This is a genomic window from Pseudofrankia coriaricola (assembly GCF_032027725.1).
GTDB lineage: Bacteria > Actinomycetota > Actinomycetes > Frankiales > Frankiaceae > Pseudofrankia.
Genome location: NZ_JASNFO010000084.1, coordinates 1 through 17,386, shown reverse-complemented (window position 1 = coordinate 17,386; position 17,386 = coordinate 1). Strand labels below are relative to the sequence as shown.

At 66.2% G+C, this 17,386-nt stretch carries 15 protein-coding genes; 10 read left to right on the top strand and 5 right to left on the bottom strand.

The window, feature by feature from the left end; all coding sequences use genetic code 11:
* Positions 1–4: 4 nt before the first annotated feature.
* From QOZ89_RS35765 to QOZ89_RS35745, 5 genes are all read right to left on the bottom strand, one after another.
* Entirely contained in the window at positions 5–436 is a 432-nt protein-coding gene (locus tag QOZ89_RS35765) for a MaoC/PaaZ C-terminal domain-containing protein (RefSeq protein WP_198543143.1), read from the bottom strand.
* Positions 429–881 carry an FAS1-like dehydratase domain-containing protein gene (locus QOZ89_RS35760; protein WP_131803837.1) on the bottom strand — a complete coding sequence of 151 codons (453 nt, stop codon included), beginning with the start codon at positions 879–881 and terminating at the stop codon, positions 429–431. Before QOZ89_RS35760 ends, QOZ89_RS35765 begins: the two co-directional genes overlap by 8 nt.
* A 149-nt stretch (positions 882–1,030) precedes the next feature.
* Positions 1,031–1,822 (bottom strand): SDR family oxidoreductase, encoded by a 792-nt coding sequence (locus QOZ89_RS35755; protein WP_241841586.1) that lies wholly within the window; start codon positions 1,820–1,822, stop codon positions 1,031–1,033.
* A gap of 315 nt (positions 1,823–2,137) precedes the next feature.
* Positions 2,138–2,944 carry an SDR family NAD(P)-dependent oxidoreductase gene (locus tag QOZ89_RS35750; RefSeq protein ID WP_071047694.1) on the bottom strand — a complete coding sequence of 269 codons (807 nt, stop codon included), beginning with the start codon at positions 2,942–2,944 and terminating at the stop codon, positions 2,138–2,140.
* Between the two features lie 315 nt (positions 2,945–3,259).
* The gene (locus QOZ89_RS35745; RefSeq protein ID WP_071047693.1) at positions 3,260–4,435 is read right to left on the bottom strand and encodes a CaiB/BaiF CoA transferase family protein; all 1,176 of its coding nucleotides are present in this window, start codon (positions 4,433–4,435) and stop codon (positions 3,260–3,262) included.
* 496 nt (positions 4,436–4,931) lie between these two features.
* Here QOZ89_RS35745 and QOZ89_RS48415 point away from each other — a divergent pair, with 496 nt between their 5' ends.
* From QOZ89_RS48415 to QOZ89_RS35695, 10 genes are all read left to right on the top strand, one after another.
* A complete protein-coding gene (locus QOZ89_RS48415) occupies positions 4,932–5,114 on the top strand; it encodes a hypothetical protein (RefSeq protein ID WP_312628279.1) in 183 nt (60 codons plus the stop codon).
* Positions 5,115–5,746: 632 nt separating this feature from the next.
* Positions 5,747–6,676, top strand: coding sequence for an HpcH/HpaI aldolase/citrate lyase family protein (locus QOZ89_RS35735; RefSeq protein ID WP_312628277.1), 930 nt, complete (start codon positions 5,747–5,749; stop codon positions 6,674–6,676).
* Positions 6,677–6,692: 16 nt separating this feature from the next.
* Entirely contained in the window at positions 6,693–7,160 is a 468-nt protein-coding gene (locus QOZ89_RS35730) for a MaoC family dehydratase (protein ID WP_071047691.1), read from the top strand.
* A gap of 39 nt (positions 7,161–7,199) precedes the next feature.
* A complete protein-coding gene (locus tag QOZ89_RS35725; RefSeq protein ID WP_071047690.1) occupies positions 7,200–9,155 on the top strand; it encodes an AMP-binding protein in 1,956 nt (651 codons plus the stop codon).
* Positions 9,152–10,312: an acyl-CoA dehydrogenase family protein gene (locus tag QOZ89_RS35720; RefSeq protein ID WP_071047689.1), complete on the top strand. Its 1,161-nt coding sequence runs from the start codon at positions 9,152–9,154 to the stop codon at positions 10,310–10,312. Before QOZ89_RS35725 ends, QOZ89_RS35720 begins: the two co-directional genes overlap by 4 nt.
* A 603-nt stretch (positions 10,313–10,915) precedes the next feature.
* Positions 10,916–12,127, top strand: coding sequence for an acetyl-CoA C-acetyltransferase (locus tag QOZ89_RS35715; RefSeq protein WP_071047687.1), 1,212 nt, complete (start codon positions 10,916–10,918; stop codon positions 12,125–12,127).
* Between the two features lie 28 nt (positions 12,128–12,155).
* Positions 12,156–13,331: a CaiB/BaiF CoA transferase family protein gene (locus QOZ89_RS35710; protein ID WP_071047686.1), complete on the top strand. Its 1,176-nt coding sequence runs from the start codon at positions 12,156–12,158 to the stop codon at positions 13,329–13,331.
* A complete protein-coding gene (locus QOZ89_RS35705) occupies positions 13,328–14,134 on the top strand; it encodes an enoyl-CoA hydratase/isomerase family protein (protein WP_071047685.1) in 807 nt (268 codons plus the stop codon). The genes QOZ89_RS35710 and QOZ89_RS35705 overlap by 4 nt, the downstream gene beginning before the upstream one ends.
* A complete protein-coding gene (locus QOZ89_RS35700; RefSeq protein ID WP_071047684.1) occupies positions 14,131–15,516 on the top strand; it encodes an acetate--CoA ligase family protein in 1,386 nt (461 codons plus the stop codon). Before QOZ89_RS35705 ends, QOZ89_RS35700 begins: the two co-directional genes overlap by 4 nt.
* 84 nt (positions 15,517–15,600) lie before the next feature.
* Complete coding sequence (locus QOZ89_RS35695) at positions 15,601–17,025, top strand: MmgE/PrpD family protein (RefSeq protein ID WP_071047683.1); 1,425 nt, start codon at positions 15,601–15,603, stop codon at positions 17,023–17,025.
* Positions 17,026–17,386 lie beyond the last annotated feature (361 nt).

Below are 17,386 nucleotides of genomic sequence, written 5' to 3'. Positions count from 1 at the left end.
CTGCCTACCGCGATGTCACGCACGCCTCCGCTTCACCAGCGAACAGCAGAACGCCCGTTGCTGACCTGGTCTCCAGGCGAAGCGACACTCTCCTCGTGCCGTCGTCTTCGGTGACGACCTCGCAGACAGTGGCCAGGCATTCGAGCGTGTCTCCTGGCCTCACCGGAGCAAGGAAACGACCTCCGAAGGAACGCAGGGCGCAGTGTCCCACGATCGAGGTAACGAAGGTAGCGGTCAGACCCATCGTCAACATGCCGTGCGCGATCACGCTGGGCCTGGCGGCCTCCAACGTGGCGAAGATCTCGTCGACGTGCACGGAGTTGAAGTCGCCCGAGGCGCCGGCGTACTGGGCGATGTGGGCACGTGAGAGGTTCTCCACAAGCCGTGCTCGGAATTCGTCGCCGACGGAGACGGTCTGGTCGCTAATGTTAGCCACGAGCTTCACTAGGTGGACTCACCCGAACGCTGACCTTTCGGGCACGTACGAGGAGGTGGCCGTCTTGGTTGCGGTACTCGGTCACCGTCTCGGTGAACTCGAGCTTTCCCGACATTCCTTCCTTGGTCCAGGCCTGGCCAGCGAAGGTCGCCACGACGATTCGATCACCGACCCGTAACGGTGCGAGATAGTCGAAGTACTGCGCGGCATGGACGGTGTCGGTTCGGCCGCCGTGTCCCGGTTCGTTCCTCGGCAACGTGGGCCGTGTCTTTCCGGCCGGGTCGAAATGGTCGAGGGCAGCCACGAAGGTTGGTGGAGTGACCAGGGCGGTCCCCGGCTCCGCGCCGAGCTGGGTCTCGTAGCACGGGTCGACGTCGCCCACGCTGCGGGCGAACAGCATCACGTGACCCGGTTCCACATGGGCCTCGTATCTCGTCGTCAGCACACCGCCACCCTGACGCGGTCGGCGCTGTCGGCGACGACTTCGCAGTTCGGAGGCAAGGTCGGTTCGTCCATAGAGGCTCCCCTTCAGCGGCGCGGGCTCATGGCATGTGAATCCAGGTAGAGGCGAGCTTCGTCCCTGGATTCGACGCCCTACAGGGTCGTCGCGTGCCCGCCGTCCACAGGGACTATCGCCCCAGTGACGAAGGAACCCGCGGTCGAGGCGAGGAACAAGGCGGCTCCTGCCATGTCGGAGGGCCTCGCGAACCGCTTAAGCGGCACGGAGGCGAGGACGGCCTCCTCGCCGAGCGTCTCGATGGTCCCGGCAAGCATCTTGCTTCTGAACAGGCCCGGGGCGATGACGTTCACGGTGATGTGGCGTGACGCGAGCTGGGCCGCCAGATGGCGGCTGAGTTGGTGCGTAGCGGCCTTGGACGAGGTGTAGGCGTAGGTCTCGTGGTGCGGTACGTGGAAGGCGTCGATCGAACCGATGTTGATGATGCGGGCTGGCTCGTCGGGCGAAGCCGCGCTCTCGATGAGTGGCATCAGCGCTTGGACGAGGAAGAACGGACCCTTCACGTTGACGTCGAACACCTTGTCCCAGCCTGACTCCGGGTAGTCGGCCAGGCTCTCGGCCCAGATGGAACCGGCGTTGTTGACGAGCACGTCGAGCTTGGACTCACGTTGGCTGAGACCGGCGGCCAGCGAACGGCAGCCCGCGACACTTCCCAGGTGAGCGGGAATGGAGTGGCACTCGCCGTAGCCGGACAGCTCTTTGGCCGCTAGGTCCGAGGCCTCCGCGCTGCGTCCGCACACGTAGACCCGAGCTCCCGCCTTGACGAACCCTTCGGCGATCGCTCGGCCGATGCCGCGACTACCACCGGTGACCAGAACGGTCTTTCCCTGGACGCCGAACAGTCTTTCGAGCACGATTTCTTCGGACACATTCGCTCCTTCGATCGTCACAGGCGTCTCCCGCATCACGGGCGAACTCAGGCACCACGGCTCGTCGGCATTCCGTCCAACTCGACCACGCGGAACGGTGGGCTCTCCCCACCGCCAAGGCAGTGCGACGGTTCAGACTGCGCGGGTACCAGGCGCGTCGGGCGAACGAAGCTGGCAAGCAGGGCGAGTCGCCGACGCATCCATCGACTGGGGTCGTCGAGCCGATCGCCCTCGCGGAGGTTTCATACATGATACACGATTGCCGACGGGAGAGGGGGCGACAACCTTTCGGGTGAGGCTCGACGGCGCGGCCGCTCACCAGCCGCCGAACGAGAGCCCGCCGTTGACGCTGACGGTCTGTCCGGTGATCTGGGCCGCCTCTGGTGACGCGAGGAACACGATCGCGTTCGCCACGTCGTCGGCATCGGGTGCCTTCCCGAACGGGAACCGTGATATCGCCTTCTCGAAGAGATGTTTCTCAAAGCTCTCGGTCGCGAAAATCCTGTCCCACGACCGGGTCCCGGCGGTGAGGGTCATGGCGACGGCGTTGACGCGGACCTGGTCGCGTGAGAGTTCTCTTGCCAGCGTCTTGGTGGTTTGGATGATTCCGGCGGCATATGCGCCGATCATGGTCTCGCCGGTAGTGGCGTGCCGGGCCGCGTCCGTGGTGAGCATGACGACGCATGAACCGGGCCGGGCACGTAGTAGCGGGATGGCGGCATGCACGGGGTACATCCTTGCCAGAAACCTTGTCATCACCCCGTCGCGGACCTCGTCCGGCGACATGTCGGCAAACGGCTTGGGGTCTCCCTTCCCCGATGCGCCCGCGCTGACCAAGACGTCGATGCCGCCGAAAGCCGCGGCCGACTCCTCGACGAGCCGGGACGCCTGTGTGTGGTCAGCGCAGTCGGCGATGCTCAACGCCACTCTCGAAGAGTGCTCCCGAAGCGCATCGAGCGCTGCCTGGCCTCGCTCGGGCGAACGACCGTTGACGACCACGTTCGCGCCGCGGTCGAGGAACCGCTGAGCGGCGCGGAAGCCGGTACCGCTCGTTCCCCCCGTGATGACGACCGTCTTGTTCGACCATGGCTGGCTGGCTGGCGGAACGTTCGTTCCGTTCATGCGGTCCTCCTCAGGGCTTTGGGCCACGACTCGGTGCTGCCTGACCGGCGCGTCGCCGTCGTGGGTGGGGACGCGTCGTCCAGCGGAATTGCCGTCACGTCCCGGCAGACGAGCGCCGGGCCTTGGTGCCGGCTCCGGCGTCCTCCGCCATCGAGCACGCCGGAGGACGTCACCGGTCGTCAGGCGCGACAGGTTCTACTGCTCCCGTGCATCGCCGCGTGGCTGTCCGGCGGTCTCCGTACTACGACGAGGTGGGTTTCGTGCGGGTGTCGTCCGACGTGGGGACGCTGGTCCGGCCGCATGATTCCCGCGCGCTCAGTCGTCGGCGAACAGGACGCCGGCAGCCAACAGCTCTTCGACGTGCTCCGTGTCGTACACCTCGGCAGCGATGTCCCGGGTGTCCTGGCCGACCCGTGGCGGACTGCTCGAACGCTCCGGGCGTTCGCCGCCGAATCGCCACGGGGGACGTACCAGCGCAAGACCGTTGCGCTCTCGTTCGACGAGCTGCAACCACTCGGTCTGCGGATGAGCGATGAAACTGCCCATGGTCAGGACCGGAGCGAACGGTACGTCGTTCGCGGACAGCAGCTTCTCCCACAGGAGCGCAGGCTTCTTGAGGAACTCCGCCTCGACGATGTGGGCCAACTCGAAGTAGTGGTCGGTACGGCGCTCGTAGGTGGTGAATCGCGCGTCCTCGGCCAGGTCCGGCCGGCCCATCGCGTCGCAGAAGGCCAGCCAGAACTTCTGCGACGAGGACAGGTGGACGGCGATGTCCTCGCCCGTAGCGGTCTTGAGGCAGAAGTTCTGCGCCTGTGGGTGGCGGCTCTGTCGGCTCGGATCCGTCTTGCCGTCGTCGTAGTACTGCGTGAGAGCGTCGACGGTGAGCGTGCTGACAGCCTCCATCAGAGACGTCTCGACGTGCTGACCCGATCCTGTCCGGGCCCGCCCCACGAGCGCGGCCAGCACACCCGCTGCGTTGGTAAGACCCGTGATCAGGTCAGCCATACAGGTGCCTGCGAGTTGGGCCTGCCCTGCGTTGCTCAGCACCGAGTACAGGCCGCCGACTGCCTGACCGATCGTGTCGTACGCGGGCCGCTGTTCCAGCGGACCCCCGCTGCCGAACCCGGTCACGGACGAGTAGACGAGATCGGGACGAAGTCGGGCGCATTCCGCCTGACCTAATCCCAGTCCCGTCATTTTGCCTGGCCGCATGTTCTCCATGACCACGTCGAACCGGGGGATGAGTGCCTTGACCAAGGCGATTCCGTCGGGGTGCTTGAGATCTACGGCGAGACTACGCTTCCCCGCGTTATATTGAACCCAGAACTTGCTGTCGGTGTTCTGGGTTCGACGGAAATCGTCCCCTCCACCGGGCTTCTCAACCTTGACGATCTCCGCACCTAGAGCGCACAGGAGGGATGTCGCGTACGGGGTGGAGATGTATCCGCCGATCTCGAGGATCCGGATGTCCTGAAGAGGTTTGTGCTGCATCGGTGGACCTCGCTCAACCGTCGTGTGCTGTCATTGTGGCACTAGCGTTCTGAGCTGCTATTTCTTGTGTAGATCGCAGACTGCGGGTATGCCTGGATCGCGCGCCGTGCCGATCGAGCTTTCCGACGAGGAGCGGGACGTGTTGGAGGGCTGGGGGGCACCGTCGGATACGGCGCAGAGCGTTGGCGACTTGGTCGCGGATCGTGCTGGGCTGCGTGCGCGGGTGGGACGAACGGGCAGGCCGGGGTGACGGTGGTGACGTGGCGGCCAGGTTCGCGGCCGACCGGTTGGAGGGCCCGCCGGACGAGCCGCGGCCGGGCCTGCCGCCATCCGGAGACCGACGCCCAAGTCCACGAGGTGACCACGAAGACGCTGGAGCAGACGCTGCCGGACCGTGCACCCACCGGTCCACCTGGTCGATGGCGAAGGCCGTGGACGTGTTGCGGTCGACGGTCCCGCGGATGTTGAACCGCGCCTGGTCGAAACGTGGAAGCTCTTGATCGGTCCCCAGTTCGTCGAGAAGGTGCGCGACGTCGTGGGGGTCTACCTCGACTCGCCGGAGAAGGCGACCGTCCTCTGCGCCGACGGGGAAATCCAGATCCAGGCGCTGGACCGCATCGCACCGGTGCTGCCGCTGATGCCGGGCTCTGGAGCAGGCGACGCACAACTACGGCTGTAACGGTACGACCAGCCAGTTCGCCGCGCTCGGCCCGACGTCCGGGTCGGTGATCGCCCCGCACTGCCGGCGCCACCGCCACCAGGAGTTCCTCCGTTCCTCCGACTCATCGACGCCTCGGCACTCGCCGGTTACGCCCTGCACCTGGTCCTCGACAACTACGCGACCCACAGGACCCGACGGTGAAGAACTGGCTGCTGCGCCGCCCGCGGTTCCACCTACACCTCATCCCCGCCTCGGTCTCGTGGATGAACCCCGTCGAACGCTGGCTCGCCGAGCTGACCACCGCAGGCCGCGTCGCGCCACCACCGCACCGTCGTCGCGCTCGAGGCCGGCGTCCGCGGGTGGAGCAACGCCTGGAACAAGGACTCCAAGCCACTCATCTGGACCAAGAGCGGACGAGATCGTTGAGACCCTCGCCGCCTACTGCCGACGAGTCAACGACCCAAGACGCTAGCGAGCCGACACATACTATACAATATATGATCCTCTCATCGCGGGCTGCGACCGGCCGGCTGCCGTCCGCCGCACCTGCCTGGCCACGGGCGGGAAGTCGCCTCGACGGACAGTCTCTCACGCCGAGGCCGTTGTTCATACGTGATATATAGTGTATGTTCCCGCATCGGGAGGTAACCGTGAGGCCGCTTCGTTCACTGCTGTTCGTCCCCGGCCACCGAGGGACATGGGTAGAAAAGGCTGTCGCCAGCGGTGCCGACGGACTGATCCTCGACTTGGAGGATTCGGTTCCCGAGGGCCTCAAGGCTGATGCCCGTGCCGAGGTCGTTCGCTCCATCGGTCGGCTCCGTCAGTCCGGATCGATGGCAGGCGTGTACGTCCGGGTCAACGCGTTGGACACCGGGCTGTCGGGTGACGACATCGAGGCCGTCGCGGTCGGGGGGCTCGACGGCCTGAGCCTGCCGAAGATCTTTGGCCCGGAGGACGTCGTCCGGTTCGACGCTCTCGTGACCCACTTCGAGCGGAAGAACGGACTGGAGCCGGGTGCGATCGAGTTCATCTGCAACCTGGAGACGGCCGAGGCGTATGCCTCCTGCGAGCAGATCGCCGCGGCGTCACCGCGCGTCGCCGCGCTGTTTGCGGGCACTGCCAGGGACGCGGACGTGTCCAGGTCGATCGGCTTTCAGTTCACAGCCAGCGGCCAGGAGACCCTCTACCTCCGGAGCCGGGCGGTGCTCGCGGCGCGTGCCGCGGGGTTGGAGTTCCCGCTCGTCGGGGTCTGGCAGGATCTGGCCGACCCCGAAGGTGCGCGGAGGTTCTCGGAGCAGAACCGCGATCTCGGCTTCCGTGGCCAGGTACTGATCCACCCTTCCCATGTCGAGGTCGCGAACGAGGTGTTCAGCCCGTCGCGGTTCGAAGTGGAGTTCTACGAAGGAATGATCTCCGCTTTTGAGAAGGCAGAGGCCACCGGGGCGGCCGCCGTCCGCTACGAGGGCATGCACGTCGACTACGCACACATCAAGACTGCCCGTGAGGTTCTCGCGTACAACAACCGGCTCCTCGACCGGAAGGGCGCCCACGGGTTGGCGACATCGCCAACCCGCAGCTGACGAGGAAGGAAAGACCGTGCCTGGCCTTTACTACGAGGAGTTCGAAGAGGGTGCCGAGATCGAGCACCCTACCCGGCGTACGGTCACCGAGACGGACAACATCCTGTTCTGCTCAATGACTCTCAACTTGGCGCCACTACATCTCGATGCCGAGTACAGCAGGAACAGCATCTACGGCCAGCGGCTAGTAAACAGCCTCTACATACTCGGGCTCGTCACCGGCATCACCGTACCGGACACCACGCAGGGCACGACGCTGGGAAACCTCGGATTCCAGGAAGTCTCGTTCCCGAAGCCGGTGTTCCACGGCGACACGATCCGGGTGCGTACCGAGATCGTGTCCAAGCGCGAGTCCAAGAGCCGCAACGACTCCGGGATCGTCTACTTCCGGCACTACGGCATCAATCAGCGCGACGAGGTCGTCTGCGACGCCCGCAGGGCGGGTCTCATGCTGAAGCGTTCCACGGTCGATCGGGCGGCGTGACCCTTTTCACTGCCTGACCAACCTCTGGCAGGAGTTCGCATGGCCACTGTCCATCTCTCCGGCTCCGCGGCGAACGTGGTGTGGACCCCGGGGGAGAGTATTCGTGAGCGCAGTCGGCTCTTAGGTGCAATGCGCCGCTGGGGTTTCACGACCATGGAAAGTCTGCACGCCCGGTCGGTGCAGGACCCTGAGTGGTTCTGGCGTGCCGTCGTCGAGGACCTCGACATCACGTTCGGGACGCCGTTCGACGCGGTTATGGACGACCGGGAAGGCAAGCCGTTCCCGCGCTGGTTTGTCGGCGGCACCCTCAACGTGGCCGGCCTCTGCTCGCACCGACACGCCGCCGGTGCGCACGCCGGCCAGACTGCGGTCGTCTACGAGGGCGACGCGGGGCAGGTTCGGACTCTGACGTACGCAGAGCTGGACGCGCAGGTACGTCGGTTCGCGGCCAACCTTGTCCAGTTGGGCGTTGGCCGAGGAGACCGGGTGGTGCTCTTCCTGCCAGTGGTGCCCGAGGCGACCATAGCGTTCCTAGCCTGCGCCATGATTGGGGCCCTCAGCGTGCCGGCCTTCACCGGGTACGGCGCCGAGGCCCTCGCGATGCGCCTGCGGGCCTCTGGGGCGGTCGTACTGCTGACCGCCGACGGGACCACCCGCCGCGGCAAGCCGGTCTTGCTCAAGGCGACGGCGGACGAGGCGCTCGAGTCCGCTGCCTCCGTGCGCAACGTGGTCGTCGTGCGTCACCTCGACAACAAGGTCGCGATGCAGGACGGCCGTGACCTGTTCTGGGACGAGCTCGACAGCGACCCCCCAGCCGTCGAGACCGTCGACGCGGACGCGAACGACCCGCTGACAATCATCTATACGTCGGGTACCACCGGCGCTCCGAAGGGCATCGTCCACTCGCACGCCGGGTTCTTGGTCAAGGCAGCCGTCGACTTCGCCTACGGCTTCGACATGCACGACGACGACGTCGTCGCCTGGATCGCGGACATGGGGTGGATGCTCGGCCCCCTCCTTCTCATGGGTGGGCTGCAGCTGGGTGCGACGGTCGTCATGATCGAGGGTGTACCGACGTATCCGACGCCTGATCGGCTGTGGCAGATCGCAGGCCGCCACGGCGTGACGATCCTGGGCGTCGCGCCGACCGCTGCGCGTGCGGTGAAGGCTGTGGGCGCCGGCGACACCGCCGGGCTCGCGCGCGTCCGCGCCTTCGCGTCTACCGGGGAAGCATGGGACGAGCCGACCTGGCGATGGCTCTTCGAGACCGTGGGTGAGGGCCGCCGCCCGATCGTCAACTACAGCGGCGGGACCGAGACCGGAGGCGGCATCCTGGTGAGCTACCCATTTCTCCCGAGTGAGCCGGCGTCCTTCAACGGGCCTCTGCCAGGCATGGACGTGACCGTGCTCGACGAGTCCGGCCAGCCCATCGTGGGCAAGATCGGCGAGCTCGCGGTGCGCAACTGCTGGCCGGGCATGACGCACGCCTTCTGGCACGACCGCGAGCGCTACCTCGAAACGTACTGGCGGCGCTGGCCCGACGTGTGGCAGCACGGCGACCTGGCCAGCGTCGACGTCCACGGGACGTGGCGGATCCACGGGCGTTCCGACGACGTCATCAAGGTCTCCGGCCGCCGCGTCGGACCAGCCGAAATTGAGGCCGCGCTACTCCGGGACAGCCGGATCAGCGAGGCCGCCGTCGTTGGCATCCCCGACGACCAACGCGGGCAGCGTGTCGTCGCCTTCGTCGTGCTTCGTGACGGTGACGCTGACTACGACGACCTGGTCGCCTTGGCGGTGCACAACGTGGGCAAGTCGTTCGCGCCGAAGATCCACGTCGTGCCCAGCCTCCCAAAGACCAAGAACGGAAAGATCATGCGGCGCGCGATCCGAGCACGTCACCTGGGAGAGCCGACCGGTGACATGACCGCGTTGGACCCGAGCACCCCCTTGGAAGACGTCCCCGCCCAACAAGGAGCAGGAGCTGAGCGATGACGAGTGACGCCGACGACCTGGAGCTGATCCGCAAAACCACCCGCGACCTGGCTCGGCGTTTCGACCTGGAGTACTGGCGCAGGAAGGACAAGAACGCCGAATATCCGTGGGAGTTCGTCCAGGCGTTCGCCGAAGGCGGTTGGTTGGGAGCGATGATCCCGGAGGCGTACGGCGGTCTCGGCCTCGGGCTCACCGAGTCGGCGGTCATGCTGCACGAGGTGGCCGCGTCCGGTGCGGGCACCAGCGGGGCCTCAGCCATCCACTTCTACATCTTCCCGCCCGGCCCGATTATCCGGCACGGCTCGGAGCAAATGAAGCGGAAGTACCTGCCAAAGGTTGCCGCCGGAGAGCTGCTCATGGCATTCGGCATCACCGAACCAACCGCGGGCGTCGACACCTCCCGAATCACCACGAAGGCGACCAGGGCGGACGGCGGCTGGGTGATCAACGGCCAGAAAGTCTGGATCACGAACGCCCAGAACGCCCACCGGATCCTCATCCTCGCCCGCACGTCGCCTCGCACCGACGAGACGCCGCTAGATGGCATGACCTTGTTCTTCACCGACCTCGACCGAGAGCGGATCACAGTTCGGGAGATCGAGAAGCTGGGCCGCTCCTGCGTCGACTCCAACGAGCTGTTCATCGACAACCTGGAGGTCGCGGACGACGAGGTCGTCGGTGAAGTGGGCAAGGGCTTCTACTACCTGCTGGACGGGCTCAACCCCGAGCGCATCGTCGTGTCGGCCGAGCAGATCGGTCTGGGCCGTGCCGCCCTCGAGATTGCCACCAGGTACGCCAACGAGCGTGTGGTCTTTGACCGCCCAATCGGCAAGAACCAGGCTGTCGCGCACCCGCTGGCCGACTCGTGGATCCGCCTCATGGCAGCCGAGCAGGTGGCAATGAAAGCCGCCGCGCTCTTCGACAACCACCAGCCCTGCGGGCCGGAGGCGAACGCCGCGAAGTTCCTCGGGAGCGAGGCCGGCTTCGAGGCGTGCGACCGGGCCATGCAGACGCTCGGTGGCTACTCATACTCGAAGGAGTACCACGTCGAGCGTTTCTGGCGGGAGTCGCGGCTTCTCAAGGTCGCCCCGGTCTCGCAGGAAATGGTGCTCAACTACATATCTACCAAGGTTCTCGGCCTCCCGAAGTCGTACTGACGACGTCGAGCGGGGTCTCCAGGGTGCGGCCGGCTCGACGGCCTGGCCGCTATCGTGACAGGTGCTGATCAGGGCATTGACCGGTCGGTGGCCAAAGCGTTCCTCGAGCGGACGAGCCAAGGTCGTGGTCGCTGATGTCGAGGACGAGCATGGAGAGCTTCAAACGATCTGGGTGTCAGCTTGCGGGGTGCCGTGCAACGCCGTCTGGCTTGGCTTAGTTGAGACCGACATGACGCTCGCCACAAACCTGAGATCTTCGCGATCAAGGAGGCGGAGGTCGTACCAGCGCCGTGGCTGACAACATTCGCCCCATCGGTCGCGTCCAAGCGGCGTCCGGCAAGGCGCCGGACCCCGCTGTGTGGCGGAGTTGCTCAACGAGTTCGGCAACGCCGGGCGCCGGCTGGGCGCGGTCCGGCGCGGTGAAGGTTGGCGGACTACGGCGCGGGTGAGCGCCGAGGTCGTCGGCGACGGCGTCCGCCTGGCCTTGTACGGCGGCGGCCCGGTGCTCGACTGGACCGGCGGCCGCAGGATCTGGCCGTCCAGCCGGGAGAAAGACCTGTCAGCAGAAACACTCGCCGTAGAAAGAGCAGGGAGGAGGATGCGATGCGCGACGTAGTCGTCTGTGAGCCTGTGCGGACGCCGGTCGGACGGTACGGCGGCGTGTTCAAGGACGTGCCAGCAGCCGAGTTGGCCGCGGGCGTCGTGACCGAGTTGGTACGGCGTGCGGGCCTCACCGGCGCTGACGTCGACGAGGTCATCTTTGGGCAGTGCTACCCCAACGGCGAGGCTCCAGCGATCGGCCGGATCGCGGCGCTCGACGCCGGTCTGCCGGTCACTGTTCCCGGCTTGCAGCTAGACCGTCGGTGTGGCTCAGGTCTGCAGGCCGTCATCGACGCAGCGATGCGCGTCCAGACCGGCATCTGCGACCTCGTGCTTGCCGGCGGTGCGGAAAGCATGAGCCAGGCGGAGCACTACGCCCTCGGGTTGCGCTTCGGGTTCAAGGGGGATTCGACGCAGCTGTCTGACCGCATCGCGCGTGGCAGGATCACCTCTGGCGGCCGACAACACCCGGTACCGGGCGGGATGCTCGAGACCGCGGAGAACCTCCGCCAGGAGTTCGGTATCACGCGCGCGGCGCAGGATGACCTCGCGTTGACGTCGCACCGCCGAGCCGTCGCGGCCCACACCGAGGGAAGGTTCAAAGACGAAATTGTGCCCGTCACCGTCGTGACTCGGCATGGGGAGACCGTGATCGACACCGACGAGCACCCGCGGCCCGACATCACCCTTGAGGCGCTCGCCCGACTGCGCCCAATCCGGCAGCGGCTCGACACCGAGGCCACCGTGACCGCCGGGAACGCCAGCGGCCAGAACGACGGCGCCGCAGCCTGCATAGTCACAACCCGTGAGCGGGCCGACGAGTTGGGTATCCGTCCTCTCGCGCGACTCGTCACCTGGGGCGCCGCCGGTGTCGAGCCCGCCCGGATGGGAATTGGTCCCGTGCCGTCCACCGAGGTCGCGCTGCGACGCGCCGGGCTGCGGCTGTCGGACATCGACCTCATCGAGCTGAACGAGGCCTTCGCAGCCCAGGTCCTGGCCGTGACCACCACCTGGGGTCTGACCGATTCTGACTTCGACCGGCTCAACGTCAACGGCTCTGGCATCTCGCTGGGTCACCCAGTCGGAGCCACAGGGGTGCGGATTCTGGCCACGTTGCTGCGTGAGCTCGATCGGCGCGAGCAACAGTACGCGCTCGAGACAATGTGCATCGGCGGCGGCCAGGGTCTGACCGCGATCTTCGAACGGACGACGTGAGTGGCCCAGAGCCGAGTCGAAGGGCGGAATGACGGTGGAGCAGACGAACGGGCCGCTGACGGGCGTGCGTGTTCTGGTCCTGGCTGGCATGGGACCGACCCCGTTCGCGTCCATGCTGCTCGCGGATATGGGCGCCCAGGTCGTGCGGATTACCCGGCCGGTGAGCCAGCCCGGGCGCGTCGTGAGCCAGGTCGAGTCGATGCGACCGGAGCACGACATCGCAAATCGCGGTGTCGACACGATCGCGCTCGACCTGAAGAGCAAGGCCGGCCGGAACGCGGTGCTCGAACTCGTCGACCACGCGGACGTCTTTGTGGAGGGCTTTCGCCCGGGCGTCACCGAGAGGCTCGGGCTCGGTCCCGAGGTGCTGCTCTCACGTAACCCACCTCTCGTCTACGCCCGACTCACCGGTTACGGCCAGACCGGCCCGCTCTCGCTCGACGCCGGGCACGACATCAACTACGTCGCACAGTCCGGCGTGCTGCACGCGCTGCGGCGCCAAGGGGAAGCGCCGCACCCGCCGATGAACCTGCTCGGCGACTACGCAGGCGGTGGCACCTTCGCCGCGCTGGGGATCGTCTGTGCCCTCTTGGCGTCCCGGACATCAGGGGAGGGCCAGGTCGTCGACGCGGCCATGATTGACGGTGTGGCGCTGCTGTCGGCCCGGATCCAGGGTCTGCGAGCCGCCGGCGTGTGGACCGACGAGCCGGGCACGAACCATCTCGACACCGGCGCGCCTTTCTACGACACGTACCGGTGCGCCGACGGAAAGTACCTCGCCGTGGGCGCCTTGGAACCGGACTTCTACCGGGAGTTTGTCAAGGGGCTGGGCATCGACGTCTCCGACTGGCCGGATCAGCATGACACGGCCCAATGGCCGCTGCTTCGGCAGTTGATCTCCGACGCCATAGCGGCCCGAACCCGCGACGCCTGGTCACAGGTTTACCAGGGCACCGACTCCTGCGTTACCCCGGTCTTGGACTTCGAGGAGGCGGCCACCGCCGCCCACAACGTGACCCGGGGTCTCTTCCGGAAGATCGGCGGGGTGCTGCACCCGGCCCCTACGCCGCGCTTCAGTCGGACGCCTGCCCGGCCAGTCGGCGTGCCGGCGGCGGACGAGGTCGATTTCCATCGGGTCGTGTGTGAATGGCAAATCGTGGGCGATCCTGGGGTCGCCCACACCATAGGAAAGGACGGGTCGTGACCGATCCTTATCAGCAGTTCACCCGACTCACCTTCGAGCGTAACCAGCCGGGCGTTCTCGAGGTCGTCTTCGACGGGCCGAATCTCAACGCGGTCGACGAGAAGACGCATTCTGAGATCCCGGCGCTCTGGCCGGTCGTCGACCGGGACCCTGAGGTCCGGGCGGTCGTCGTCCGCGGTGCTGGCAAGGCGTTCTCTGCCGGTGGCAGCTTCGATCTGATCGATGCCCAGATCGAGGACTACGACGTCCGGATGCGTGTCATGCGCGAATCGCGCGACCTCTTCTACAACCTCATCAACTGCTCCAAGCCAATAATCTCGGCGATCCACGGCCCGGCCGTCGGTGCGGGTCTCGTTGTCGCGCTCATGGCCGACATCTCGATCGCGGCGAAAAACAGCCGGATCATCGACGGCCACACCCGACTGGGCGTCGCTGCCGGCGACCACGCGGCCATGGTTTGGCCGTTGTTGTGCGGTATGGCGAAGGCGAAATACCTCTTGTTGACATGCCGGGAGATTTCCGGTGAGGAGGCGGAGCGGGTCGGCCTGGTGTCGCTGGCCGTCGAGCCCGAGGCGCTTCTGGACACCGCGAGGGACCTCGCGGGGCAGCTGAGCGGCGGCGCTCAGGAGGCGATTCGTTGGACGAAGTACTCGATGAACCAGTGGTACCGGCAGCAGGGCCCACTGTTCGACGCGTCCCTGGGCCTGGAGTTCCTCGGCTTCGGCGGTCCCGACGTCCGTGAGGGAGTGGCGTCGCACCGCGAGCGTCGGACGCCGTCCTTCCGCACAGAAGCGTTCTCATGACCCGGTCGGTCGCCGACCTGCTTTTCCGGCCCCGCAGCATCGTCGTGTACGGGGCGTCGTCCGACCCCGACAAGCTGTCCGGCCGCCCGCTCGACTACCTCAAGAGGTTCGGGTTCGGCGGGCAGATCTACGCGATCAACCCGCAACGGACGGAAGTCCAGGGTATGCGGGCGTACGCCGATTTGGCTGACCTCCCGGGGCCCGTCGACTTGGCGATCGTCGTGGTCCCAGCGCCCGCTGTCGTTGACGCGATCCGGGAGTGCTCCAAGACGGGAGTCGGCGCGGCGATCATCTTCGCTTCCGGTTTCGCCGAGATCGGCGAGAAGGGGGCGCCGCAGCAGGCGGAGATCAGCGCGATTGCTCGCAGCAGTGGGATGCGGATCGTGGGACCTAACTGCCTCGGGTCGTTCGGTGTGACGGACCGCGCTTTCGCCACGTTCTCTACCGCATTCGACGAGAACGGTGATCGACCCGTCTCGCCGATCGCGCTGGTGTCTCAGAGCGGCGCTGTGGGCACGTTCACCTACAGCACGATGAACGCCCTCGGACTCGGCGTCACCTACCTCGCCAACACGGGCAACGAATCGGACGTCACAGTGACGGAGGTGCTCTCCTCGTTGGTCGAGGCTCCCGACGTCCAGGTCCTCATGGGCCACATCGAAGGATGCCCGGACCTGGACGCGCTCGCCGCTCTCGCGTCGGCCGCGAGGCACAGCGGCAAGCCGCTGATCCTGCTGAAGTCGGGCCGCACACCTGCGGGTGCGCGTGCGGTGGCGGCACACACCGCCAGCGTTGCGGGCGACGACGCCGCATTCGACGCCGTACTGGCCGCACACGGGGCACTGCGCGTACCGAGCATGGAAGCAATGGCCGATTCCGCTCTCGCACTCGTCGAGGGCCGCCGTGCCGCTGGTCGCAGACTGACCATCGTGACTCTCAGCGGTGGGGGTGGCGCACTGGCCGCCGACCGTGCCGTCGAGCTCGGAGTGGAGGTCGATACGTGGGCGAACGAGCAGGACAGGGCTGCGCTCGCCGCCGAGCTGCCGTACTTCGGCTCGACCGCGAACCCCATCGATGTCACTGGCGCGATGATTAACGACCTGTCGCTGCTGGAGCGGACCCTGCGCGTGGTCAGCGACAACGGGGACACTGACGCAGTGCTCGTGCTCCTGGGCAACGCCGACAGGGGCTCCGAGGAGATCGTCGCCACTCTGACCAAGGCGCATCGAGCGACGAGCAAGCCGTTCCTCGTCGCCTGGACCGGGGGGAGCGGACGGGCACGCGCCTCCCTGCTACAGGCGGGCGTGCCGACCTACACCGACCCGCATCGTGCGACTGAGTGCATGAGCCGCGTCATGGAGTTCAGCCTCCACTCGACCTGAGTCGGCTACGTCATCATGTGTCACCCACCAGCCTCTGGGTTCGTTATTGAGTCCGTGGGGTACGGCCTACCAGGAGCGTGACCAGTGTCAGAGACCCACATCGAGCGGTTTGCTGCGTTCGCCGCCAACACGCGATTGGAGGACTTGCCGACGGTGGTCGCCGAGGAGACAAAGAGGGTCCTGCTCGATGCGATCGGGTGTGCCCTGGCATCGGCCGACCTCTCGACCGGGCGAGCGGGCATCGACTACGGTCGGATCCTGGGGAGTTCTCGCGACGAAGCGACGATCATCGGTTTAGGTGAGCGGACGTCTGTGCACGGTGCCGCCTATGCGAACGCTGAGCTCATCAGCGCTCTTGATCTTCATCCGGTATCTCTTCCCGGTCACGTAGCGCCGTATGTGGTGCCCATTGTCCTAGCTCTCGGTGAAACCCGGGGAAGCACCGGCGGGCAAGTCATGTCCGCCCTTGCGGTGTGCCACGAGATGTCATTCCGGCTTGCACGCGCAATGGATCGGAACCGCGACGTCAAGGACGGCAAGGCAGACACGTCTCCGGTCCTCGGCTACGCCAGCACGGTGTTCGGGGTAACTGCGGCGGCGACGATCATGAAGTCGATGCGTCAGGACCGGGTAGCCGATGCGTTGGGTATCGCGGGCAGTACCTCGCCAGTGAACGCTCACCGTGCCTGGCTCATGCATATACCGACGACGACCGTCAAGTACAACCTGATGCCCGGCGGGCAAGTCATGAATGCACTCCAGGCGGCGTACATGGCCGAGTTTGGTCACCGCGGCGATAAGCTCATCCTCGACGACGCGGAGTTCGGCTACCCACGCTTCATAGGAACGAGACGCTGGGAACCTTCTCAGCTCACCACCGGTCTCGGCTCCGAGTGGGGGTACCCGGCAGCATCGTTCTTCAAGCCTTATCCACATTGCCGGGTCACACACCCGCTGTTGGACGCGTTGATCGATGTTGTGAGGACCAATGATCTGAAGCCGGACGAGATCGAGGTGCTGACCGCCTACGGCGAGGAGTGGGTGTCTGGCATGCCCACGTTCATGAACCAGAACATAGAGCGGCCGTACGACGCCCAGTTCAGTTTCGCGCACGGGCTTTCGATGGCTGCCCACCTGGTGCCGCCAGGAAAGGAATGGCAGAAGCCAGGAAACGTGTACGACCCGTCGGTCTTGGGTCTGATGTCAAGGGTTGTGTGGAAATCGCACCCCGACTGGGCTTCGGCCGTGTCTGCCGACCCGGCCGCCCGACCCGCTCGAATTGAGATCGCGGCGCGCGGAACCACGTTCACCGGTGAGCGCAAGTACCCCAAGGGAAATCCCTCACCGGATCCAACGACGTTCATGACGAACGACGAGATCATCGAAAAGTTCCGCTACAACGCCGCTGGAGTCGTCAGCCCGGAGGACGCCGAGTGGGTGGCTGATCGCGTGATGCGTCTCGAGGAGGTCGACGACGTCGGCGCGGTCATGAGCCGCCTACGTCCGTAGGAGCCAGATTGGGATCTCGGCTGGCGTCTTCCGAAGCTGGGGTGATCTCGCGAGTGTACGGTTAGCTATCAGGAGAGACGGACAAAACGGACGCCAAACTGACGCGGACCGTTCACTCGTCGGAGCACGGACCGCGAAAGCCGAAGCGCGTCATGTAAGAGACTCCAGCGCTTGATCAGTCCGGGGGTCGCAGGGTTGCATGAGCATCCCGGCTGGCCCGGTGGGTGGCGTTGAGTTCGGCTCTGAGGGTGAGCCTCGTTCTCTGCGCCGCGAGGACAGGCGCCCGGGCCGGGAGTTCGCAGCAGTCCGCCGCCTAGGCCCGACCGCCAGTCCGCCGGAGACGGTCGGCTTCCAAGGCCCC

Coding starts and splice junctions, on each gene's coding strand:
- QOZ89_RS35700 (WP_071047684.1), top strand. CDS start 14,131: ATGACCCGGTCGGTCGCCGACCTGCTTTTCCGGCCCCGCAGCATCGTC.
- QOZ89_RS35715 (WP_071047687.1), top strand. CDS start 10,916: ATGCGCGACGTAGTCGTCTGTGAGCCTGTGCGGACGCCGGTCGGACGG.
- QOZ89_RS35720 (WP_071047689.1), top strand. CDS start 9,152: ATGACGAGTGACGCCGACGACCTGGAGCTGATCCGCAAAACCACCCGC.
- QOZ89_RS35710 (WP_071047686.1), top strand. CDS start 12,156: ATGACGGTGGAGCAGACGAACGGGCCGCTGACGGGCGTGCGTGTTCTG.
- QOZ89_RS35745 (WP_071047693.1), bottom strand. CDS start 4,435: ATGCAGCACAAACCTCTTCAGGACATCCGGATCCTCGAGATCGGCGGA.
- QOZ89_RS35750 (WP_071047694.1), bottom strand. CDS start 2,944: ATGAACGGAACGAACGTTCCGCCAGCCAGCCAGCCATGGTCGAACAAG.
- QOZ89_RS35725 (WP_071047690.1), top strand. CDS start 7,200: ATGGCCACTGTCCATCTCTCCGGCTCCGCGGCGAACGTGGTGTGGACC.